The sequence below is a fragment of the Leptolyngbya sp. AS-A5 genome (genome assembly GCF_039962495.1).
Lineage (GTDB): Bacteria > Cyanobacteriota > Cyanobacteriia > Leptolyngbyales > Leptolyngbyaceae > Leptolyngbya.
Genome location: NZ_JAMPLL010000047.1, coordinates 1 through 23,921, shown reverse-complemented (window position 1 = coordinate 23,921; position 23,921 = coordinate 1). Strand labels below are relative to the sequence as shown.

The window sequence follows — 23,921 nt, the reverse complement described above, 5'->3', positions numbered from 1 at the left end:
TGACTTCAATGCCGCGATACAGCATCATTTTCTCAATGTCCCGGTAGCTCAACGGAAAGGTGTAATACAGCCAAACGCAGTAGCTAATAATTTCACCAGGGAAGCGATGACGGGAGTACATGGGCAAGCAGTCGTTCTTAAAGTTGAACTAGTACGATTATTCTACGTTCCGGTTAACCTGACAATACGACCTGAATTCGTTGAATCGGAATCTGCACGACCATCCCCGTTTCCTCTGAAAGATTGGTGTCTCTGACTGCCCTGTCCTCTAATCTTAAGCCAACCCTCTGCTATTGCTGTCCTATGTATCTCGTCACGACTCAAGCCGATCGCATCCCTACTGATTATCAAATCATCATGGTTGATGGCACTGTCCCCGATTGGGAAGCGAAACCAGGTGATCTGCACTGGGATCATCATCGCCCCAACGGAGCCGATGTGCAGATCGATGAAATTCCTGCACCCAAGGAGCGATCGCTGATTGAGGAACAATCCACACATCAGCCGCCTTGCTTTGTCACGACAATGGTTGATCCAGATGCTTGCTGCGCGGCGGCTTGGGTGCAGTTACCGCGTCCGGTGCTGACCGATGGGACGATCGCTAAGCTCAAAGCGATCGCGTGGGATTGCGATCATCTAATGGTTCCAGAGGAGTTAAAGCAGTATGCGGAGTTTGCGGCAAAAGCGGTGGTGGCACTGAAGCATTCCAGCGAAGGGATAGCGGCAGATTTGGGATTACCGCCGGAGCGCAAAGAGTGGACAGAGGATCATTGGCAAGCTTATTCTTCTGAGGCATTTCGGCGGGGGACGGAGTGGTTGATCGAGGCTGCGAAGGGCGATTGTCCCTATCCGGGTGAATCTGGAGAGGCAGAGGATTATTGGCAGCAGATTGAAGCGGATACTCAGATGCTGATCGATGAGCAGCGAATTCGGTTTATCCAGACCGAGCGGGGGGAAGTTGCAGTTTGTGATCAAACGAGCGTCGGGCAGGGGATTGATCCGCGATCGTTTTACCAGGCGATTCCCCGGTTGCGGGATGCGTCGGCGGCTCTTCTCCGTCCAGAAGCGATTACGGTTCGAGATCATCGCTCAGGCGGAATGCAATACACGCTGGGCAGCATTCCCCTGCACCCACAGCAGCACAGCCTCGATTTTACGCAGGGAGTGTTCGATCGTCTGACGCAAGCGGAACTTGCTAAAGATCCAGAATCGGGCAGTTGGGGCGGGCGGCGCACCGTGGGTGGTTCTCCCTGGAATACGGCATCCAAGCTTACTGTGGAAGCGATCGTTGCTTTGCTGGGTTAAGTTGATCAGGGGTTAGCTCGATACCTCAAGCGATCGGCTTTTCTACCCTTGATTTTGAGGCAGCGCATTGTATCTTGCATACAACCCTTGAACTTCTCGTTTCATGCGATCTCGTACACTGTCAGGCGACACGATTTCACAATCTTGCCCATACCGTAACACTTCTCGAATAAACCAAAATGAATTTGAGATCCGTCGCACCACTCGCCGCACTTGGGGCAGTTCAGTCATCCACTCGTTCACTTCATCTTTCGCTGTTTTACTACGATAGGCAAAGGCTAATCCTGAAAAAAGGTGCATTTCAACTGCAATGGTCGCTAGATCAGGATGCCATTGTCCTGATACTGGAGCGATCGCTGCATCTGTAATGCGATCGAGTCTGAGGCACCAATTATGCGCTAATTCAGGTAAATCTCGATTTCCTTCTGTTTCTTCACACCAGCAGTCAAGATACTGTCGTTCTTCATGAATTGCGATCTCCGCATACCGAATCGTAAAGTTCCAGATGCGCTCTGCGGCATCTTGGTAGGACAACTGAAAGGGCTGCTGCCGATGTATGTACCGTTCTATTTCAATCCGCCAGGGAAGCGCGGGTCGTGCAATGAACTGATCTAGTTCGGTTCTCAATGGCAGGGTTAGTTCGCTGCGATCTAGTAAAAGCTGGGCGATCGCCACTGCCATTTGTACCTCTCCTGCATCAATCAATGCTGTCCTTGCCCGATTTAACGCATTAATTCGCTCCTTCGTCCAATCATGATTGGGGGCGACGGTTAACTGACGACGAGCGATCGCCTCTACCAACCTGGAAATATTGGGGCGATCGCCCCAGGTCAAACCAAATTCGAGAGCGAGGGCTTCAAGCTGCCTTTTATCCTGCTCAGAAACCGATAACGTGATCGACTGCCCTTTACGACTCATAAAAGTATACGGACACTTTTTCTGTATTTAATCTTGCTATCTTCTATTTTCGATGCCATGATTCACTTATGCAACTTCTCACGGACACTATTTCAAGGTATCTCAAAAAGTAAAGGAACCTTGAGGTTAATGAAGTCGTATGTCGTTGTAAGTGTTTATCTCTGTTTTGAGTATTTTTTGGGAAGTCTATGTCAGGCATGGAGGCGAAATTGTCATGACGACGATCGAGAAATTGCTGCTTGTTCTATCAGACGGCAACTAGCACTCAACGGAAGAACTGGTGCAGGAAGTAGGACATCGCTTCTCGGCAACGATTCACATCGCGAAGCAAAGGGGCGATCAAATTGAGAAACGTAGGGTCGATCGTAATCAATTCGAGTACCGCATGTTAGTTGCAGGAAAAGTTAAACAAGGATAACTGTGATGAGATTGCTTAACCGCCCTCCTAAAACACTTGAAGAACGTTACTTTAGTGAAATTCGTCCCCAGTTATACATACTTCATGCCCATCATCGGCAGCATGGAGTCCGGCAGAGCAGAACTCTGGCAGAGCATCTTGATTCTGCTTGCCAATTTGCTCTAACGGTCAGTCGAATTGCGGGAGTGCCTGATGATAAACGGGCAGTCATCCTAGCGGCAACAGCCGTTCATGATCTTAATAAGCTAGACGAAGCTAAACGTAACGTAAAAACCTTAGCCAGAAACAAAGGGTTTTTACGTGAACAACTGGAAAAAGCGGGAGTAGATAGTTTTGTACCCGGAGATGCCGAACTCGAACTGGCTAGACGTTTAATTGAACGTCACTCTGGGCACAACGTTAGCGATGGGACTCGATTTCTACCCGAAGATCCGGCAATTGAACGTTGGGCATCTATTTTAAGAGCCGCAGACTTATTTGATCTTGAGCTTGACGAGCAGGATTTAATTCGGAAGATTTCTGCTGAATTAGTTCATGCGTTGAATCGTCCCAGTAATCTTTACAGAATCCGTATTTCTGAAGATCGCGGATATATGACAGCGTTGTTGTTATCTGCATCAGAGGAAGTCTTAAAAGAACATGGATTAACACCATTAGCCATTTTTCCTGACGGTGCGTTGTTTGAAGGGGAGAAGTTCCCTGAAGGTAATTTGACCAAAAAGATAGCTGCTCGGTGGCAAGCAAAAATCGACAGCGTTTTTGGTAGTAATATTGATCAACTTGTAAAGCCTACAAAAGACGGGATTAAGATTTTAACGCACGCTGTGCAGCATGATTCTGCGGAAATCTTAAAAGTCGTCTTTGCTCGATTAGAGAAGAAGAAAGCAGATTTTAAGGCAGATAAGGTTCAAAGTGATGTGAATAAGTGGAGTAGTGAAGTTACAGAGGAGGCGATCGCTACTGCTACATCTGTCGGCTTACTACCTGTAAGTAATGCGGAAGAATTCGCGATCGCTGAAGGATTAAAAGCTGCTTACTTAAGTTATCGACAAGCCTCAGTATCAACTAAAGAAGCATGGGATAAAATAGCGATTCATGTTGGGCTAACCGAACAACAACGGTTACTTCTAGAACCATTGAACCCCCAATATGGCAGATCTCTGTTTGCTGCAAAAGCAGCTATAGGAGGTATGCAGAGCATCCAAACGGCTTTAATTGAATCTTTAGATCTGAGAAGAACTGGGAACGGGAGCACAGATGCCTTTGAGGAATCTGAGATATCTGAAGAAGCACCAGAAGAATTAATTGGTCTTGTTGCTAAAACACTGAATCTCCCGATTACAAATTGTTTTGATGGCTTCAATGAATTAGAGGCTTATACGAATGCTAATCCAAGGCGACGCTGTTCTCTCGGTGTTACTACCAGAGGGGCAGACGATGTTTCATCAATGCCGATCGGGACAAAAGTGCAGGTCTTTTCTAATCGCTTACCTGGAGGGATGGGTGGTGATCCTAAACGCCAAGCAGAACCAACAACATTACTAGCATATCAACTATTAGCGATCGGTGCTAATTTCCCTGCTGTTAAAAAGGAGCCACCTTTTTATTTACATTTAGCTTTACCAGAAGGCTCCTGCCCTGAACTATTGAGGATTTGGCGAGAGTGTTTAAAGGAGCTTGCATCTACTAATGCTGAGGGAGGGACGGTTTCAGTAGATGTAATTAAGTTGTACAGAGACAATTTGGTTGAGTTCAAATCAGATAAGGTTATTGGATTTGCCTTTCCAAAACGTCCCGAATTCACCCACGCAACAGTTACATTACCTCTGATTTGGGGAGATGCTAATGCTTCAGTTGCGCTCCTAAAATCACTAAGATTGGCTCTAGAACTTTCCCTCTCACTTGAATTTGGTTTTCCGTTTGTTCTAAGTTCAAGTTTACAGATTGAACCATCGACTGAGTTTTATGGAAGAGTTGAGGGTATTCCAACAGCATTCGCAAACTTACTAGGGTATGGGCAGTACAGCCGTGAAGAATCGATCATTGCGCGCGATCGCCTCCGCTGGTTAGGTAATCTGGTTCAGATTGTGTCGAGTCTTCAGAAGTTTGATGATTGTCTATATGACCTAGCCCGTGCGACATCTAAACCTTTCAGTCTTTACTATGTTTTACTGCGATGGATTTTACGTGAACAGGATGATCCTAATTTTGAAACCTTTTGGAAGCGAATTCGCGAACCGCTCAATCACCTGCTGGAGAACCTTATGCCCAATGAAAATAAAGAACTAACAAAATGTTTGAAAGAAGCTGCCCAAATTGCGGCTGAAGCCAGTTTGCGTGGTAGCTCCTTTAAACGGACTGCAATCACAGAACCTTTCACAGCATTTCTGACCTCTATTCGATCCATTAAACCTCATATGGATCTAGACTTCGTTTTTGCGGCTCTAAGCCAGAAATACCATACTCGCCTTGATCGTATTCGAGAGCATAGAGTTGGTGAAACAAAATTAGAACAGATTAAGCATTACTACAGTGTTCTGCGAAAGCTGTATGAGGATGTTTATCATGCTCGTCCTGAAAAGCTTTTGAGCGATCGGGAAGATTTAGAAGCTGCGTACTTATTTTTCTGGCACGAAGCGTATCAGGAAGTAAAAGCGAAGAGAGAGGCAGAAAAAGCGAAAGCAGAAGCGAACAAAACCTCAGAATCCACTCAAGCAACGGTATAGGAGAATTCACAATGTCAATTGAAACCTTAGCCCCTTTTCTTGCTCCAGCTTATGAAAACTTCCCGAAAAGTCGAGTCATTGGTTTAGTTGTCCTTAGAACAACGCTCTCGGAAACAATTTTTCGCACTGAAGGCACTGGCGAACCGATGTGTCGGGAATTTGTTCAGGCAGGTTTAACCGATGATCGCGTCGTTGAGCGGTTGGTGATGACGAAGCGGAAGCAAATTGCGCCTGAACGTCGTCGGGGACGTGAATTTCTTCGAGCTTATGAGCTTCTCTACAAGAAGAAAGAGGATGAATCAGTTTGTTCACTCAATACAAATGCCCCCTGTGAGATGTGTATCGATTGTTTTCTCTACGGTTTTGCAGCCGGGGGCGGTGGTGCACAAAAAAGCCGAATTTGGACAGAAGATGCGTTTAGCTTGCTACCTGCAAATGATTTACTGGGCGATCGCACTATTAACGGTGTATACGAAAATGGAACCATGCGGCTACGGCGAGATGATGACACAGAGAAGGCATCAACCTCTCTAAACACGAGCGAGTACATCAAGCCTGGTGTTCATTTCCTTGATGTAGTTACGCTCAAAGATGTCACTGCTGATGAGTTGCGGTATGTGCTTGGTAATATCCTTCTAACCAGTCGATATGGGGCTATTTCCAGTCGAGTGGGACGTATGGAGAATCAGATTCTTGGCGTGTTTGGTGGAATTGCAGAACTACCGAGTTCATTGGAATTAATCCAGACTGTGCATGATGTTATGAGAACTCGTGAGGAATTACTGGAGCATCCACTCAAACGTGAGGCACTAACTACTACTGTTGAACAGGTTATTGAAAACTGGGCAACTAGACGAGGCGTTGCTGTGAAGCTGTCTAAAGATGAAGTAGAAGCTCTGATTGTTGATGTCGATCGCCATTGGTCATTGGATGAGCAGGAAACATTCCTAAAGAGGTTAAACCAGTCTTACGAAACATTCCGCCAAGTACCAGCAACAGACACTAAAAAGACGAAAAGCAAAAACAAAAAACCTGATGCTGTTGAAACAGGGAGCTAAATTACTATGGCTCAGCAACTTAACCTGCTAGACAGTCAGGAAGTTAAAATCTCGGACTTTCAGCAGGTGCGTTTAGTTGAACTCTGGTGTGCTGAACCTGTGTTTTTTGCATCCAGAGAAGTTTCCGACTGCTACTATACAGAAGGCGTAATCGGTAATTATGCCCTTGCCTATGCTTTAGATTGGGTCAGTTCTCCCTATCGACTGACAGGAAAGGCAACAGGCAAGCCAACGTATGTGGAGGATTTAGTACCAATCGCCCAAAACTGCTACATTCTTCCTGCTTGGCCCCTAGAGGGACGAGTCACATTTCGGTTTGAGCGGTTCAACGCCTTATCAGATGCCTACTGGTACTCTATGACGAATAATCGGGTAGCAATCGCTCGTGAAGATGTTCCACTTGATCGACAGCTTAAACAGAAGAACCCTAATGCCAGACCCCCTTCATTTCGGGCAAGTAACTTTCCCCAAACTGGTAGATTCCGAATGATTGAGCGTGGAAATCGCTTTCGCACTTTGGTCTTTGGAGATCGAGAGTTACCTGACTATTTTCGGATTGGGAAGTTTAGAAGCAAGATTAAGCTGTCGGTACTCAAGCATACTCAACTGAAGCGACTACCAGAAGGAGAGTACATTAGCCAAGCACTAATTAATTCAGCAGATTTGCCTTCCAATCTTGGACTTATTTCATTTGATTTAATTTCGATTCCACCCGTCTCGTTGTTGAAAAATCTTCGTTTTCGGGGTGAAGCTTGGCAAGCAGGTGACTTAATTGTGCCAGCCAATCTACAGTTTTGTGGAGGTCGCAATCAAAATGGTTCATGAAAAGTTGAAGATCGCGCTTGAAGCTAAAAGTATTGCTGCATGTGTAGATTTGCCCTCTGAACTTTCCTTTATGGGGAAAGCTTTACAACATCAGGTTGATGTTTTCAGGAAGGCTAAAGACTACGATATTATTCTGGATTTAGCACCAACTGGAACAGGAAAGACGAAAGCAGCATTCACAGTTTTGTTGCGTGAACCTAATCGGAACCAAAATGCAATCTACATTGCGCCAACGAATGCACTGGTTGATCAACAAAAAGAAGCCGCTGAACAATTTGTTCAACAAGCAGGATTGAAACACTTTGTAATTGCGGCTTCTGCGAAAGAAGTACGCACTTGGGACAGCAGTAAAGTTGTTTCACGTCCTGGAGAAAAGATTTACAATCTTTTGCGAAATCCTGCCACTCTTTTTCCATCGGTAGGGGCAAATCGACCGGTCTTATTAGTCACTAATCCGGATATTTTCTATTACGCGACTTTCTTCGCTTATAAACAACTCGATCGAGTCAATATTGCCAGTCAGTTCTACAGTCAGTTTGGAACTGTTATCTTTGATGAGTTTCATCTGTATGATGCGAAGCAGTTAGTAGGTTTATTGTTTTATCTGGCTCTTTCTCATGAGTTTGGCTTCTTTAAAGCGGGTCGTCGAGTTGTATTGCTCACAGCAACTCCTGAGCCTGCTTGTCAAGAGGCATTATCTAGCTTAGAAAAGCGTGGTGTGAACATTGCATACATCAATGGAGAAAGTAGCAACATTTGTCTACTTCCCTCTCAATCTGTTGTCAATTTGGAGTTACGTCCTCAGCTTGATCGTGATCAGTTATTGGCAGAACTAACTGATGAAGTTGTGAGACGCATTCAGATGCAGCCTAATCACTACGGAGCTGTCATTCTCGATTCTTTGGATCACATTAATCGGCTCTCTAAGTTATTGCAAAGAAAGGGCTTGACTGACAAAGTTGGACGTATCACTGGCCCTGCCCCATTAGCAGACCGTCAGCGAGCAATGCAGTGTCAAATTATCCTCGCTACTAGCACAGTCGATGTAGGATTCAATTTTGAGCGTAATCCATCCCCTCAAAGGCAAACGCTGGATTGGCTAATTTTCTCATGTCGCGATCGTGCTGCTTTCTGGCAAAGATTAGGTAGAGTTGGTCGAGTTCTGGGAAGACAACAAACTGATTTACCCTCGGAAGCGATCGCTTACCTTCCAGAGAAAGCTTGGGAGGAAGGATTAGGCTTATTAGATTGCCCCGGCGGACGGAATGCCCTAGAACAGAAATTACTAGAGTTAGACAGCCTTGAAAGACCATTTTTGGGAATTTATTGGCAATCAGAAGCATTCTTAGAAATCGCTCGTCCTTTACTAGAACTTGAAGAGTTGATGGATGGATTAGCGGAAAGTGAACTTATTCCAAAGCTCTACAGTACCATACAGGTAACTTTAGGCGGAAAGGGTAACTGGTCTTACTATCAGGGACGTATGAGAGCTTTACGGGCAGCAGAGAAAATTGCTACCTCGAAAAAGCAGGATATTGCAGATGATCCATTGAAGTTTATCAAAGGTAAATCAAGGTGGGCTATTATTACAGCCTTCCTAAAAGCTGAGTGCCCTGAAGACTGGGAAGACTTACAGGCAAAGCGAACGGCATTATCAGATTACGAGAAAGTTTTTAAGGAAGATGCCGCAGCGGCTGAAGCGTTGAAGGCATTTTGTAAATACTACAGCGCGAGTTATGCCCCTCTCTTTGGATTTCGTTCTAGCTTATTCGAGAGCTTAAATATCCAAGATCCTGAAGGTTATATCTTAGACCTGTCAGAAGAAACATTCGTTGATCCAATCCATTTACTTCGTTACTACGAATTCGTGTCCGATGGAGAAATTATTCGGCTTTCTAGTCGTGCTGATCCGCCATATCACATCAGCTTTCATCTGCGTTATCGAGGAACTCGCTTAGATTTCTTTGCAACTCAGATGAATAAGCTCAAAGCTTTTGATAACTGCCGAATTGAACGCAGGAGAGACAACGCGATCACTCCAACGACCTTAATCAAAAAGTTAGAGAAGGACTTGACCTCGGGCGTTATCATTTGCCCAGTAGCAAATGCTCCAGCTTACTACAAGCTACTCAAAGAAAGGATTATCCCTTACCCAATTGTTGTCAGTGGTAATGATTTTGAAGCAGAATACGCTTTTATACCCGGGTTGGCAGGCATTCTAGCCCTAGCAATGTATGGGGTAAAGCTAAAATTGCCCGACAATGACGACTTTCTAATTTTCTAATTGGCGGAAATTTATGACGATTGTAGAACTAATTAAAGCCCTCTCCCAATTTGATCCAGACACACCTGTTGTCGTTCGGAGTTACGAAGCTGGTTACAACGATATCAGTATCATTGAGTTAAAGACAATGCAGTTGAATGTCAATAATAAGTCTTACTACGGCGCTCATGACTGTGTAAGGGGTCTGGTTGTTCCTGATAAATCGATGGCTCAAGTCGTATATTTGGGTGGATTTAATCCAATCTGTAATGAGCCAGAACTTTCCTATCGATAGGTATCATCTATGCCCTACAGTCTCGTTCTCAATCTGCTACCCCGATCGCCCATTTCTCAAGCCCATCTGGGTGGTCGTCATCTCCATGCGTTGTTTTTGGATTTAGTACACTCAATTGATCCAGAATTAGCCACTGTTTTACACCATCAAGAATCAGAGAAAGCGTTTACGCTCAGTCCTTTACAGGTTGAATACAGTAGAAGAGGAAATCAGAAAACCCATCTACTACAGTGGCAGCACGATCGCTCAATTCCAGCGGGTACACCCTGCTGGTGGCGTATTTCGTTATTAGATGATGCACTGTTTGGAAAACTCATGCACCTTTGGTTGAGCCTGAGTCCATCGAAAGCATGGCGGTTGGGAGCATCTGATTTACAGGTCGTTAGCGTTTTGGGAACATCCCAGGTAAACCAACCTTGGGCAGGTTTCTCGACCTACGCCCAACTTTTTGAGCAAGCCTCAGACGCAGACCGTCAGATTCATCTCCAATTTTATACCCCTACTACCTTTCGCCAAACCAAGTATGATTGTGCATTGCCAACGAAAGAGTTTGTGTTTAACAGTCTATTGCGGCGGTGGAATCATTACAGCGGTCTTCCCTTCGCTGAAACGATTTTGGAACCGATCTATCCGAGCTTTTTTGACATTCGGACAGAGATTGCGATCGACAGTCGCAGTAAGCTGATTGGATGTGTCGGAAACGTCACGTTTCAGATATTAGGCAACGTAGAAGCAACAATGATTCAACAAATCAATGCGTTAGCAGATTTCGCTCTGTTTTCAGGAGTGGGACGAAAAACACCGATGGGAATGGGGATGGCTAGGCGATTAGTTCAGCGATCGTCACGCTAAATCCTGACAACACTAACTGAGTATCCATAATTTGTTGCTCCTTGGGCAAGGATTGTGAGCTTTCAGGATGTTCGATAGCAGCCGCTCTACCACAATTCCTGTTTCAAATCATGACAGAAGACTATTTGCCCCTAGCGTATCTAAATGCTTGGGAATATTGCCCGCGCCGCTTTTACTTTGAGTATGTGCTGGGCGAAATGGAAGACAACGAACATATCATTCTGGGTCGGCATCTGCATTGCAATATCAATGAAGAAGCAGTGATTCAGGAGGGCGATACGCGGATTCATCAGCAGCAGTGGGTCTGGAGCGACCGACTTGGAATCTCTGGAATTATTGATGCGGTTGAGGAGCGGGATGGGCAGTTGATCCCGATCGAATACAAGAAAGGCAAGATGGCAAAGCACCTGAATGACCACTTTCAGCTTTGTGGAGCAGCACTTTGCCTAGAGGAGCGCACGGGACGACACCTGAGCCACGGTGAGATTTTTTATCACGGCAATCGGCGCAGGCAGAAAGTGATGTTCACGCCGCAACTCAGAGAAATCACTGAGGCTGCGATCGCGGCGGCGCGTGCGGCAGATCAAGGAGCAATGCCAGCCCCGATCGATCAGGCGAAAAAATGCCAAGCCTGTAGTCTGCAAGGGATTTGCTTACCTTTTGAAGTCAAACAGTTGATGCAAGCTTAGGAAACAATCTATGTCTATTCTGTATGTGACTCAGCCAGATGCAGTGTTGAGTAAATCGCATGAGGCGTTTACGGTGTCGCTCCGTCAAGAGAATGGCAGTTGGCAGAAGAAAGCGGTGCCTGCTCAGACCGTAGAACAGGTGGTGCTGATGGGGAATCCTCAGGTGACAGGAGATGCGTTTGTGTATGCTTTGGAACTGGGAATGCCCGTGCATTATCTGTCGAGCTTTGGTAAGTATTTGGGCAGTGCGCTGCCGAGCTATTCTCGCAATGGACAGTTGCGCTTGGCTCAGTATGGGGTCTATCTCGACCCGGTGCGGCGGTTGGAGTTGGTCAAAGCGATCGTCACTGCCAAGATTCACAATCAATACCATGTGCTGTATCGACATGGGCAGACGGACAATCCCTTGAAGCTACGGAAGAAGCAGGTGGAGGCTCAAACGACGATCGATAAAGCACGAGGTATTGAGGGCATGGCGGCACGGGAATATTTCGCGCTGTGGCAGTCGATGTTAGGCAAAGGGTGGTCGTTTAAGGGCCGCAATCGTCGTCCGCCGACTGATCCGGTGAATTCCTTGTTGAGCTTTGCCTATGGCTTATTGCGAGGCCAAGTGACGGCGGCGGCGCATCTTGCAGGGTTAGATCCGTACATTGGCTATTTGCATGAAGTTCATCATGGTCAGCCTGCGTTGGTGCTGGATTTGATGGAGGAGTTTCGACCGTTGGTGGCGGACAATGTAGTGCTGGCGGTGTTGAACAACCGGGAGATTCAGTCCAAAGATTTCACCGAAAGTTTGGGAGCATATCGATTATCGGATGAAGGGCGAAAGCGGTTTTTGCAGGCGTTTGAGCGCAAGATGAGCGATGAATTCAAACATCCGGTGTTTGAATATCGCTGCACGTATCGACGTGCGATCGAGCTACAAGCTCGGTTACTGGCTCGTCATCTGCAAGAGAGTGTTCCTTACAAGCCATTGATGCTGCGATGAGCACCCTTTTCTACCTGATTATCTACGACCTGCCGGATAGCAAGGCTGCGAATAAACGGAGAACTCGTTTGCATAAGATGCTTTGTGGTTATGGGGAGTGGACGCAGTACAGCGTTTTTGAATGTTTTCTAACGGCAGTTCAGTTTGCGAAGCTGCAAACTCAAGTTGAAAAGTTGATTAAGCCAGATGAGGATTCCGTCCGGATTTATGTTCTAGATGCGGGAGCGGTGAAGCGGACGATGACCTATGGGTCAGAGAAACCTCGTCAGAATACGGCGATTATCCTGTAAGACTGCTTGATTGTGAGATGAGGCTGTGGAATGGGGCTTGTGTTCTGATTCATTTTGCTGCTCAGCTTCAGGACTGCTGTATGATGATGAGGCAGACATTTTTTGGCAAACCGAAGCGGGGGCTAAAACCCTGGGGGGTTCGCCAAAATCGCCAGAACCTTGAAAAATGAATAGTTTTGGAACTTTAAAGTCATTCACGCTGCTTCAGAATCTACAATTTTGGGTGGCTAATTTGACTTCGCTCAAGACCCTTGCCAAAATCGCTTCTGAAATGGTTGCGAAATCTGGCTTACAGAGGGCGGGGTCGCAAAGCTCTGAATCCCGGCAACGGGACTGAAACATTAAAGTTTGGCGCGAGACTGTCGAAACAGATCAAGTCGCAAAGCTCTGAATCCCGGCAACGGGACTGAAACATCGTAGGTCTTGCCAAGAAAAACTCTGAAGGGGAGTCGCAAAGCTCTGAATCCCGGCAACGGGACTGAAACATGTACTGAGACATTCGACGATCGTTCGGACTATCGTCGCAAAGCTCTGAATCCCGGCAACGGGACTGAAACATGAATACTGACTTCCTATTCTCCCTTCCATACGGAGGTCGCAAAGCTCTGAATCCCGGCAACGGGACTGAAACAACTGATAAGGAGATTGAGCGGGGGGAAACTGGAATGGTCGCAAAGCTCTGAATCCCGGCAACGGGACTGAAACATTTTGTTTGTCATTTCTCTGACACCTCTAAAATTGGTCGCAAAGCTCTGAATCCCGGCAACGGGACTGAAACACGAAAATATCGCGGATAATCCCACGACCAAAAGCAGGTCGCAAAGCTCTGAATCCCGGCAACGGGACTGAAACACTCTATAAAACTGCTTAAGCCCTAAATCAAAGATAGTCGCAAAGCTCTGAATCCCGGCAACGGGACTGAAACGACAGGTCGTAGTGCCGTCAGGGTTAGCCAGCTTGAGTCGCAAAGCTCTGAATCCCGGCAACGGGACTGAAACAGAGAATAATCGTAGTGGTAACGTTCAAGATCGGTAGTCGCAAAGCTCTGAATCCCGGCAACGGGACTGAAACATGCGAGAGATAATCCTGCTTTGCTTGCTCTAATTCCCGGGGTCGCAAAGCTCTGAATCCCGGCAACGGGACTGAAACGAAAGTATTGCAAAAGTATGACTGTTGCAATGGGAAGTCGCAAAGCTCTGAATCCCGGCAACGGGACTGAAACATCCAATTTATGAGGTAAGTGCAATGAAGGCCGATGTCGCAAAGCTCTGAATCCCGGCAACGGGACTGAAACCCCAGATTGTATATGTTTGGGTTAGCTCCGCCAAATTGTCGCAAAGCTCTGAATCCCGGCAACGGGACTGAAACCAGCAAGTTCAAGCCGCTGCAAAGGAAAATATCGGAGTCGCAAAGCTCTGAATCCCGGCAACGGGACTGAAACATTTGATATCGGCGTGGATGGCTTTCGCGGGCTTGGTCGCAAAGCTCTGAATCTCGGCAACGGGACTGAAACGGTAGATGTTGAGGTGATCCGGGGTCAGGGTTCCGTGTCGCAAAGCTCTGAATCCCGGCAACGGGACTGAAACTTCTATGCCCACAGTTACCCTGTCCACCGGAGCGATTGTCGCAAAGCTCTGAATCCCGGCAACGGGACTGAAACAACTAAAAACAGCAACACTGAGGGATCAACCAATGGTCGCAAAGCTCTGAATCCCGGCAACGGGACTGAAACTTGCGCTGTGGCACATACTTTTTGCTTGTTTGAATGGTCGCAAAGCTCTGAATCCCGGCAACGGGACTGAAACACCCAAAGGATCGCTCTAGTCACTTTAAGGCGCGGTCGCAAAGCTCTGAATCCCGGCAACGGGACTGAAACGACAGTGGCAAGCGGTCGTGAAGAAAACGGGCTACGGGTCGCAAAGCTCTGAATCCCGGCAACGGGACTGAAACACTTTCTCTTGCACTGGCGCTTGACCATCGCCGGGTTGGTCGCAAAGCTCTGAATCCCGGCAACGGGACTGAAACATCCTTCTAGTGCATTTCCAACGGTTCCGCCGACAGGTCGCAAAGCTCTGAATCCCGGCAACGGGACTGAAACATGAGATTTTAGTTATGAACAACCTAGTGAACGTTCTGGTCGCAAAGCTCTGAATCCCGGCAACGGGACTGAAACATGCGAGGAAATTCTAGTTTGCTGTGAATGCCGCTGGGGTCGCAAAGCTCTGAATCCCGGCAACGGGACTGAAACAACTTTACTCCCCCTCAGTTTGTTTTTGCGCCTCCTGCGTCGCAAAGCTCTGAATCCCGGCAACGGGACTGAAACTCTGTGGCGTTGATCGCAATGATCGCGTTTGTCGGTTTGTCGCAAAGCTCTGAATCCCGGCAACGGGACTGAAACACCTTGCCTTGCAATCGAAATAGGATCAGGCAAATGTCGCAAAGCTCTGAATCCCGGCAACGGGACTGAAACTTTTAATAAAGTCACTTTAGATTTAAGCGGGTGCTGCGTCGCAAAGCTCTGAATCCCGGCAACGGGACTGAAACTTTTACCTAAATTCAACCGATCGCTAGTCCAATCAGATGGTCGCAAAGCTCTGAATCCCGGCAACGGGACTGAAACATAGCACGTAACGGATTAATATTTGGATCAGTAGGGGGTCGCAAAGCTCTGAATCCCGGCAACGGGACTGAAACCTGAGGTTCTCCCCGCTATTCCTAATGTGCGTGTTCTTGTCGCAAAGCTCTGAATCCCGGCAACGGGACTGAAACCTCTCCACTCGTAATCAATTGGATCGAGTAGGTTAGGTCGCAAAGCTCTGAATCCCGGCAACGGGACTGAAACATTGGAGTAAACGGCATGAATAGTGCTAGAGGGAGAGGTCGCAAAGCTCTGAATCCCGGCAACGGGACTGAAACGCGGTAGCGTCGCTGTCCCATTGGGTACAAAAATCAAAGACGTCGCAAAGCTCTGAATCCCGGCAACGGGACTGAAACAACTTTTGCACACTCTTGGAATGCACGATAGTGAACGTCGCAAAGCTCTGAATCCCGGCAACGGGACTGAAACTTTTTGACAAGTTGCTTCAAAGCATTTTCTTTAAGTCGCAAAGCTCTGAATCCCGGCAACGGGACTGAAACAATCCATCGTTGTAGACCTCTCACACTTGCGTCCTAGGTCGCAAAGCTCTGAATCCCGGCAACGGGACTGAAACAATGGAATTATGGTTCCACCACGTGCGGAAGTTTCCAGTCGCAAAGCTCTGAATCCCGGCAACGGGACTGAAACATTTTGTACAGCGCCTTTATAGCTTCCTCGATGGTCAAAGGTCGCAAAGCTCTGAATCCCGGCAACGGGACTGAAACATATACAATAAATCTGCATTAAGAAAATTACCAAAAGTCGCAAAGCTCTGAATCCCGGCAACGGGACTGAAACGATGGTGACTCGATCAATGGATGCGATCGCTGTTTGTCGCAAAGCTCTGAATCCCGGCAACGGGACTGAAACGTTAAAGGTTTTTTCTCCTCTTCAAACAGTTTCTGAAGTCGCAAAGCTCTGAATCCCGGCAACGGGACTGAAACATCAAGACGGCAACCACGAGCACACGATCTCAGGGTCGCAAAGCTCTGAATCCCGGCAACGGGACTGAAACTATAAATAAATGAGTGGGCTTTAGACATTGCGCCAGGTCGCAAAGCTCTGAATCCCGGCAACGGGACTGAAACAGAAGTAGCGTACATTAGTAATTAAGCAAGCAAACGGTCGCAAAGCTCTGAATCCCGGCAACGGGACTGAAACAAATCTCCAATCTCAGGGATAGCGCTCATCGCAGATCTCAGAAGTCGCAAAGCTCTGAATCCCGGCAACGGGACTGAAACACTGATGGATTCCGTAGATTGACTGCTGTGAATCAGTGTCGCAAAGCTCTGAATCCCGGCAACGGGACTGAAACAAGGCAGCATTCGCGGCACAATCACCGCAGACGATGAGGGTCGCAAAGCTCTGAATCCCGGCAACGGGACTGAAACATCGGACAGAGACAGAGCAACCAAGGCTCCCACATGTCGCAAAGCTCTGAATCCCGGCAACGGGACTGAAACGACCCTATCTGCATTGCAAGCCGCTGCGATCGTCAAGTCGCAAAGCTCTGAATCCCGGCAACGGGACTGAAACTTCTATCGACTGATTCAGAATTTTAGAAATAGTTGGGGGTCGCAAAGCTCTGAATCCCGGCAACGGGACTGAAACATTGATGCAGAGCGAATCCACGATCTACCCGTCAAGTATGGTCGCAAAGCTCTGAATCCCGGCAACGGGACTGAAACACTAGGGCGTTGTCATATCTTCCCGAACGGTCGAAAGTTGGTCGCAAAGCTCTGAATCCCGGCAACGGGACTGAAACACCCGCACTATCAAGCATGAATATCTCAGTCCCGGGTCGCAAAGCTCTGAATCCCGGCAACGGGACTGAAACACTAGCTACTCACACTTAAATTCACACTCTCACCCTGTCGCAAAGCTCTGAATCCCGGCAACGGGACTGAAACCTCCTGACCATGTACTACTTCAGACGTTTCAACGTCGTCGCAAAGCTCTGAATCCCGGCAACGGGACTGAAACCGCTCTTTCGATCAGTGGTTCTGCTTTTGATTCCGAGGTCGCAAAGCTCTGAATCCCGGCAACGGGACTGAAACATTCGGATTCGACGGAATCCAACCGTCTGACCTTGCTGTCGCAAAGCTCTGAATCCCGGCAACGGGACTGAAACGGTACTTCAGCGAAACTACCCCCTCGCCCGTGTAGATGTCGCAAAGCTCTGAATCCCGGCAACGGGACTGAAACTCTTAGTAACAGATCTAGAGCGATCGCATCCAGATGTCGCAAAGCTCTGAATCCCGGCAACGGGACTGAAACGATCGTTAACCGGATCAAGGCTATCACCGGGGGCACGTCGCAAAGCTCTGAATCCCGGCAACGGGACTGAAACTTCCAAGCTATCGACCACTTCGAGCCTTTTGATGTAACGTCGCAAAGCTCTGAATCCCGGCAACGGGACTGAAACTGGTTTATTCATTGGTGGGTGATTTCTCTTCAAGGTTGCTAAACGTCGCAAAGCTCTGAATCCCGGCAACGGGACTGAAACCTGTCAGGGGCTAGGACTATGCAGTTAACCCGGTGCCAGGGTCGCAAAGCTCTGAATCCCGGCAACGGGACTGAAACATCTATAAGTGCAAAGTATACCGCTCTTATTATTTTCGTCGCAAAGCTCTGAATCCCGGCAACGGGACTGAAACCCGCCGTGATCTTTCGTATCCTCGATCGCTGCTAGGGTCGCAAAGCTCTGAATCCCGGCAACGGGACTGAAACATCAGAATCTTGATCACATTGAGTAATAGTCGAACGTCGCAAAGCTCTGAATCCCGGCAACGGGACTGAAACACTAACCAGTTACAACATCCGGGGCTAGAATTCTACGTCGCAAAGCTCTGAATCCCGGCAACGGGACTGAAACGACACTATTTATAGGGTCGCTAACGTACTGCCACTGTGTCGCAAAGCTCTGAATCCCGGCAACGGGACTGAAACTTACTGCCGTTATCCGGGGTAACGTTAACGGTTACGTCGCAAAGCTCTGAAGGCGCAGTGAACTCACCATCTTTGAGAATGGGTGGAAGCGAATGAAGCGTAATCTCTGACCAATCAGGAATTCGAGCATATTGCCCATCCCACTCAACCGAAGCAATCGGTAGTGTTCCCTCAACATCTGGACTAGCGGCAACGCTTGCTGGAAAGAGTAGCGTAATGCAGACGATTGCAAGCCCAATGATGAGTGATTTTAGAATCGTAGTTCGTCGGATTCCACCCGTGCTAATCATGGTTCGATTTCAATGACTATACCGACTGTGTTTTCAATCCCATTTCAACGAGCCGTGCGATTAGCTGTTGAGAAACACCCACTTGTCTTGCAGCATCAGCAACCTGGACTCCGTTTCTAACCAGCGTAATTAGAGACTCTAAGCGATTCCACAGTACATCCCGCTGCGAGATCAACCGCCGCGCCGCAGCAACTTGTAAGCCTTGCTCGATTAACTCTGCTCCTGAACTTCCTCGAATGCGAGTGGCAACAGAGGCTGAGGTTATTCGGTTTGGCTGAATGGCGATCGCAGAATAACGAGGACTGCCAGAATTTGGGAAGGTCAAGCGAAAGGTGTAAAGATTGCGATCGCTCATCACTGTTAGCAAAGTTGTCGCTGTCGCAGGCAAGTTGGAAAACTTCAAACGCTGAATTCGACGTAGATGAATGACGCTTGCAGTGCATGAGTTTTGCCGATTCTCGTTTTGGCAGATGGCATCATCAAAATCGAGTGTGACCTGTGACGGATCATCGAGCCAAGCCTTGCGAATGGTTTCGCGAGTCGGACGAAAATCTAACGATACTCCATGACCTGCATGAAGCTCGATCGTGGTTAATGAGCTTTGCCGAGTTGTTGAAATAGCAGAATTAGTGCGATCGCTGCGTGTTTGCGCGTGAGCAGGTGACATTGTTCCTATGGCAAACATTGAAATGCCAACAGCTAAAAGTAAATGCTTCATATCGTGACGATAAATTTTGTGAGATGGTGATTAGTTCGGCAGTAGCATCGATTGATTCACAAACACTTGAACTGGGCTACCCGATGCAATAAAGAGAGAGTTGGGACGTTGCTCCATCTCTTTGATCGCTTGTTTATTGCGCTCTTCAATTGAACCTAAAACGGCATCTGCTCCTCCTTCTAACCCCCCAGCCAGCACATTTGGTTTAGGATTGCTTTCGGTAATGACCGTTGTACCGTTTCCGGTTTGAATTTGGCTATTAGAACGAGTAAACAACTGTGCCGATCGCCGCACTGCTCCTAGCAGAAATTGTCCTGCGTCCATTGCTGCAATTTCTTTACCTCGGTCTTCCAATTTTGCAATTAGTGGTTTGCCGTTCTCTCCACGTATCCGAATTGCACCAGTGGGTAAGATGAGTTCTTTTTGCAACCCGTTTTCATTCCACACAGCCGTTGTCGCTGAGAGTTGAACTTGACCAGCCCGCGAAAACTGATCGACTTGAGCCAGCAAATGCGCTCCACTGGGAATCGCTACTTGTCCTGTTGAGTCTTTAAGCGGCTGTGCGAGTACGATCGTAAACCGATCGGGGTTAGTCTTTCTAGTCGCTTCTGTGCTTCTAGAATTACTCAAAGTTACAGGAGTCGCTAAAATCCCTGGTGTACTCTCTCCTGCAATCAACGAGTGTTGCCGAACCTGTTCTTGTAGAATTGCTGCCTCAGCATCTTCTAAAATAGGATGCTCTGAGATTGGGTGTTGAGCTGTGACCTGAGATTCTGGTTGTGTTTCTGCGATCGTTCTTCTCGGTGCTGTCTGTTCTTGTACTAGTTGATCAGTTTGCTCAGTGTTGAGTTGATCGGATGTTCCTGCAATTTGATCCGTATCTATTGCCATTTCAGCATTTGCTTGTACGGCTGATGTCGGTGCGATTCGAGCAGTTGGAATCGATTGCAAGGAATCTTCAGAGTTTTCTTGAGCCACTTGTGATCTATCTTCGCTTAGGTTGCTATGAGAACTACTAGCATTCGACCATCTGCTATCAGATGAGTCTGAACGAGAAGAGCCATAGCTGCCTAATTGAGCAAGCTGTTGCCACTGCTGCATTGAATCATCAGGTTGATGGTCAGCTTTAGCCTGAATCGCTGGTTCTTTTGCTGCCATCGATCGCGCAACAGAAGGGTAGTTGCTCGTAGGCAAACTGACCGGAGCAGAAACTAATCTGGGTGGGCTGGCTTGGCTAACGATTCGAGGTGGCGCAGAGGCTATGGTGACGGGTTTGGGGGAATCAGGTGCATTGGCTGGCGGCTTAACCGGAATGCGAGGCAATTTCTCAGGCTTCCCGTTTTTTGCTAAACGATTCTGTAGGTTAGTTTGATCACCGATCGCTGCATTTGCCTTGAGCTTGCCATTTTCTTCCCGCAGTCTTGATAGTTCATCTGAAGGAGTTTCTGGCTGTGATACTGTTTCGCTCGTGGGTTGCGGTAAATTCTTCTGAGCTTGTTTGAATCGCCCGCCGCCTGCTAAAAATAGAGCAGCAAAGCCAAACACAGGGATGAGAAGCAATCCAATGAGGGCGAGTTTCGGAACAGGTTTCGTCCAAACAGGGCGGCTCGATCGTGCTAATTCAACCGGGAACTCCCCCTCATGTACTAATGGTTCTTCGACTGTGGGAGCTTGGGTAATTGCTTTCAAATCTTCAGTCGTAATCTTTTCGTGTGATTGTCCATTCATTTTGCTAAGTCCTCACGCTCTAGGGGGCGAATCTCTTGAATCTGTAAGCCGCTTTCCAACATCGAATACACCAAGCGCTGATAGTCAGTTGTGTTTTGTCCAAGCGAATTCTGTGGCGGTTCAACGGCTTTAACGTAAATCGTGCGATTAAACGGAATGGTTTGCCCTGCGGGATTTGCATCATCGAAAACAATGCGAGTTGCAATCATGTGAATCCGCCATTGTCCTTCTCCGGTTAATTCTGGGGCTGAGAAGTTCTGGGGAACGAGAACGGCGGCAACTTGTCCGCGAAACACGCCTTCAGGCACAATATCGGCTGCAAGTTTCTGTAAAAACGCATCTCGAAAATCAGGGGCTAAAAGAAAGGAAGCTTCCCAAGCACGGGCCGGAATCCGTCTGCGATCGCTACGCCGACTGGCTGAATCTGCCCCAACTTCTTTGCCTGCATCAATTTGTGCTTTGTTTTGTCCCGGTAGCTTGCCCCAAGTGAAGGTCATCACTGCCCAGTTTGATACTGTACGCCGAATGACTTCGGGTTCACGGTATTGATAATCTGCGGAACGGGCTGTAAAAGCGTGTCCATCGACTTGCTGTACGAGCGTCGGCGGTTTTTGATTCGATAGCTTCGAGAATGAAACCGCTAACCAGAACGTAACGATCGCAAGAATGAAAACGCCGAGCGAGAGACCTGCAAATGCTATGGGCAAAATGTCTGTCGAGTCCAGCTTAAATCGCTGACTTTTTCGCTTCAAATCAGAAATCTGCATATTCAGGCTACATGAATCTGTGAACTATTTGATCGGCAGCGTCGTAGTGCTGATCGCGATGATTCGAGAAACACCACCGGAAACGGCGCGAAAGACTGCCATTCCGCCACCACCCGCAAGGGCTAATGCTAAGACAGGCGATAAGACACCGATGAGTAAGAGGAACCCAATATCTGAGGAGGATTGAGCATCAGCCGCAACCACTACGGTAGCAGCAAGCCCAACCACAACATTGTAGGAAAACTTCGCAAGCCCTAAGCTAAAGAAGCCGATTAACCATGCCCAGAGTGGACGACCTTGGAGCGGGATAACTGAGCCAGCAACAGCGATGGGTCCGATCAGTCCAGTCAACAACATGGACAGTTCAATCAGATTCGCGAATGCCCATTGAAGTCCCTTGAGAATCTGTTGGGCAACCGCTTGACCTGCGGTAGCAATCAGTCCTTCTCGAATAAAGTTCGTGAGTAAACCTGGAGCCGTCAGAACTTTGCCTGCGACATCTCGTTTTTGATACTCTTGGCTCAGTCGTTCGTTGATCGCGCGTAACCGTTCCCAAAGCCTTTGTACTCCGACCGTCATCCAGCCTTTTTGCTGATATTCGTGAGTTAACAGATCCTCGGCTCGCTTACCTGCTTCTCGAAAGCAGTCAATCTGTGCTTGTCCCTCTTTGGCTTCGCATTCAGTGTACTGTTGCTGAATCAGGGCTTTCGCTTGTTGAGAAACAACGACATCATTGAGTGCTTCCAGCATTGAAACCTCGCCGATCTGTACCTCTAGTACTTTGCGGGTTTGGTCATTGATGATGTTCCGGATTCCTAATGTCATTGATCCTAACATAGCCCCATTGTTAAAGAGCAATGCAAAAATGACAAATACCCAAATTACGTCTGGGAGTGCTGGAAAGATGCCGCGCTCGATCGCATCTTTGACCCAACCAACCGCAAAGAAGACAAAAGCACCCACAACAATCGTGGCGGCAAAAACGTTGATACCGTTATACAGCCCATTCGTTCCATTGAAGATATCTGTCCATCGAGCATCCCAGGCTCCTTGAACCTTCTCAATTTGGCTAATGCTATCTTCAATGATGGTCTTTGCTCCTGTCACTTGAGCGAAAGTGAACATAACTACCTCTTCGTCGAATTGTCCTGAGTGCTGTAAAGACCAGGAATATAAAGTTCAGTGCGAGTTGCACCGCCGATTTCTAACTGTCGAGCAACGCGATCGCGGCGATTCGATTCGTCAATGCCCTCGCTGGTGTTAGCGGAAAGTTGCGCGATCGCGCTATCAAGCTGTTGAATTTGCAGTAATGCCGTATGATTGTCAGCAGTTAATTGGGCTTGATTTGTCACAATTCCCGCTAATACTGCATTGATTTCAGCATTATTCTTCATAACATCCTGGGTAACTGTGAGTGATTTCGCTTGTTGGACCAGCTTTTGGGTTTCTTGATATCCTTTCTGACTGGTTTCGACAATTTTTGAAGTCCGATCAGCTTCTTTTTGAATTGTCTTCTTTCCGGTTTCTCCAAGCATCAAAGCAGACATGGATCTCGCTAATTCCTGATCATAGAGATTAGCTAAATCCCGCTGGCGTACAACTGGATTCGTGGTCAGCACACCAGGATTAATTTCCGTTTGCGTTGTCCGAACTTTGTAAGGGTCGGGTGAACTAGAGCCGGTCGTTGACTCTAGCTCGTTCCATGCACCTCCCATTGCAACTTTCATCATGGTTTCAAAGATGGGATCAAGCTCATTGAATTGCTGTTGAATTCGAGCAAGGGGATTGAGATAGTTATTCAACACCCATTGCTGTACCTCGTCACCCATGCCTCCCGGCATAAAAGAGGCAGTCGCAACACCAGCAACAAGTAGAGGGATGGCTGTGCCTGTCCCGATAATGAATCGTTTGATCATTCCCGACTTTTTCATTTCTATTCCTCCGCTATTACGTTAATGTCATTGCTTTGTGTCCGTTGTTGATGTAGGCCAAATCTTCGGTTGTTGCAGCGTTAGCGTATTGTCAGGTTAACCGGAACGTAGAATAATCGTACTAGTTCAACTTTAAGAACGACTGCTTGCCCATGTACTCCCGTCATCGCTTCCCTGGTGAAATTATTAGCTACTGCGTTTGGCTGTATTACACCTTTCCGTTGAGCTACCGGGACATTGAGAAAATGATGCTGTATCGCGGCATTGAAGTCA

16 protein-coding genes, 2 pseudogenes and 1 CRISPR repeat array are annotated in these 23,921 nt (G+C 47.6%); of the genes and pseudogenes, 11 read left to right on the top strand and 7 right to left on the bottom strand.

Features of this window, described 5'->3' with window-relative positions; all coding sequences use genetic code 11:
* Positions 1–121, bottom strand: a pseudogene (locus NC980_RS24410) (IS6 family transposase); the annotation flags it as partial.
* A 182-nt stretch (positions 122–303) separates the two neighbouring features.
* On the opposite strand from NC980_RS24410, the gene NC980_RS24405 reads away from it, so the two are divergent.
* Entirely contained in the window at positions 304–1,305 is a 1,002-nt protein-coding gene (locus NC980_RS24405) for a hypothetical protein (RefSeq protein WP_190379999.1), read from the top strand.
* Between the two features lie 42 nt (positions 1,306–1,347).
* Here the strand turns inward: NC980_RS24405 and NC980_RS24400 are convergent, their stop codons facing one another.
* Positions 1,348–2,223 carry a WYL domain-containing protein gene (locus tag NC980_RS24400; protein ID WP_190379998.1) on the bottom strand — a complete coding sequence of 292 codons (876 nt, stop codon included), beginning with the start codon at positions 2,221–2,223 and terminating at the stop codon, positions 1,348–1,350.
* A 423-nt stretch (positions 2,224–2,646) separates the two neighbouring features.
* Here NC980_RS24400 and NC980_RS24395 point away from each other — a divergent pair, with 423 nt between their 5' ends.
* The 9 genes from NC980_RS24395 to cas2 all read left to right on the top strand — a co-directional run bounded on the left by NC980_RS24395 (position 2,647) and on the right by cas2 (position 12,627).
* Entirely contained in the window at positions 2,647–5,367 is a 2,721-nt protein-coding gene (locus NC980_RS24395; RefSeq protein WP_190379997.1) for a CRISPR-associated protein Csc3, read from the top strand.
* Between the two features lie 11 nt (positions 5,368–5,378).
* Positions 5,379–6,425, top strand: coding sequence for a type I-D CRISPR-associated protein Cas7/Csc2 (gene cas7d / locus NC980_RS24390; protein WP_190379996.1), 1,047 nt, complete (start codon positions 5,379–5,381; stop codon positions 6,423–6,425).
* A gap of 6 nt (positions 6,426–6,431) precedes the next feature.
* Positions 6,432–7,250, top strand: coding sequence for a type I-D CRISPR-associated protein Cas5/Csc1 (gene cas5d / locus NC980_RS24385; protein WP_190379995.1), 819 nt, complete (start codon positions 6,432–6,434; stop codon positions 7,248–7,250).
* Positions 7,240–9,534 carry a type I-D CRISPR-associated helicase Cas3' gene (gene cas3, locus NC980_RS24380; protein ID WP_190379994.1) on the top strand — a complete coding sequence of 765 codons (2,295 nt, stop codon included), beginning with the start codon at positions 7,240–7,242 and terminating at the stop codon, positions 9,532–9,534. The genes cas5d and cas3 overlap by 11 nt, the downstream gene beginning before the upstream one ends.
* Positions 9,535–9,547: 13 nt before the next feature.
* Positions 9,548–9,808, top strand: a complete 261-nt coding sequence (locus NC980_RS24375; RefSeq protein WP_190379993.1) for a hypothetical protein — start codon at positions 9,548–9,550, stop codon at positions 9,806–9,808.
* Between the two features lie 9 nt (positions 9,809–9,817).
* A complete protein-coding gene (cas6, locus tag NC980_RS24370; RefSeq protein WP_190379992.1) occupies positions 9,818–10,660 on the top strand; it encodes a CRISPR-associated endoribonuclease Cas6 in 843 nt (280 codons plus the stop codon).
* A gap of 110 nt (positions 10,661–10,770) precedes the next feature.
* A complete protein-coding gene (gene cas4 / locus NC980_RS24365) occupies positions 10,771–11,349 on the top strand; it encodes a CRISPR-associated protein Cas4 (protein WP_190379991.1) in 579 nt (192 codons plus the stop codon).
* Between the two features lie 10 nt (positions 11,350–11,359).
* Entirely contained in the window at positions 11,360–12,337 is a 978-nt protein-coding gene (gene cas1d, locus NC980_RS24360) for a type I-D CRISPR-associated endonuclease Cas1d (RefSeq protein WP_190379990.1), read from the top strand.
* Complete coding sequence (gene cas2, locus NC980_RS24355; RefSeq protein ID WP_190379989.1) at positions 12,334–12,627, top strand: CRISPR-associated endonuclease Cas2; 294 nt, start codon at positions 12,334–12,336, stop codon at positions 12,625–12,627. Before cas1d ends, cas2 begins: the two co-directional genes overlap by 4 nt.
* Positions 12,628–12,930: 303 nt before the next feature.
* Positions 12,931–18,286: a CRISPR direct-repeat array (repeat unit 37 nt; unit sequence GTCGCAAAGCTCTGAATCCCGGCAACGGGACTGAAAC).
* A gap of 234 nt (positions 18,287–18,520) precedes the next feature.
* Here the strand turns inward: cas2 and NC980_RS24350 are convergent.
* From NC980_RS24350 to NC980_RS24330, 5 genes are all read right to left on the bottom strand, one after another.
* Positions 18,521–19,171, bottom strand: a complete 651-nt coding sequence (locus NC980_RS24350) for a hypothetical protein (protein WP_190379988.1) — start codon at positions 19,169–19,171, stop codon at positions 18,521–18,523.
* 81 nt (positions 19,172–19,252) lie between these two features.
* Positions 19,253–20,950, bottom strand: a complete 1,698-nt coding sequence (locus NC980_RS24345) for a TrbI/VirB10 family protein (protein ID WP_190379987.1) — start codon at positions 20,948–20,950, stop codon at positions 19,253–19,255.
* Positions 20,947–21,717 (bottom strand): hypothetical protein, encoded by a 771-nt coding sequence (locus NC980_RS24340; protein WP_190379986.1) that lies wholly within the window; start codon positions 21,715–21,717, stop codon positions 20,947–20,949. Before NC980_RS24340 ends, NC980_RS24345 begins: the two co-directional genes overlap by 4 nt.
* Before the next feature lie 24 nt (positions 21,718–21,741).
* Entirely contained in the window at positions 21,742–22,842 is a 1,101-nt protein-coding gene (locus NC980_RS24335) for a hypothetical protein (protein WP_190379985.1), read from the bottom strand.
* A 2-nt stretch (positions 22,843–22,844) separates the two neighbouring features.
* Positions 22,845–23,648, bottom strand: a complete 804-nt coding sequence (locus tag NC980_RS24330; protein WP_190379984.1) for a hypothetical protein — start codon at positions 23,646–23,648, stop codon at positions 22,845–22,847.
* Between the two features lie 152 nt (positions 23,649–23,800).
* On the opposite strand from NC980_RS24330, the pseudogene NC980_RS24325 reads away from it, so the two are divergent.
* A pseudogene (locus NC980_RS24325) lies at positions 23,801–23,921 on the top strand (IS6 family transposase); the annotation flags it as partial.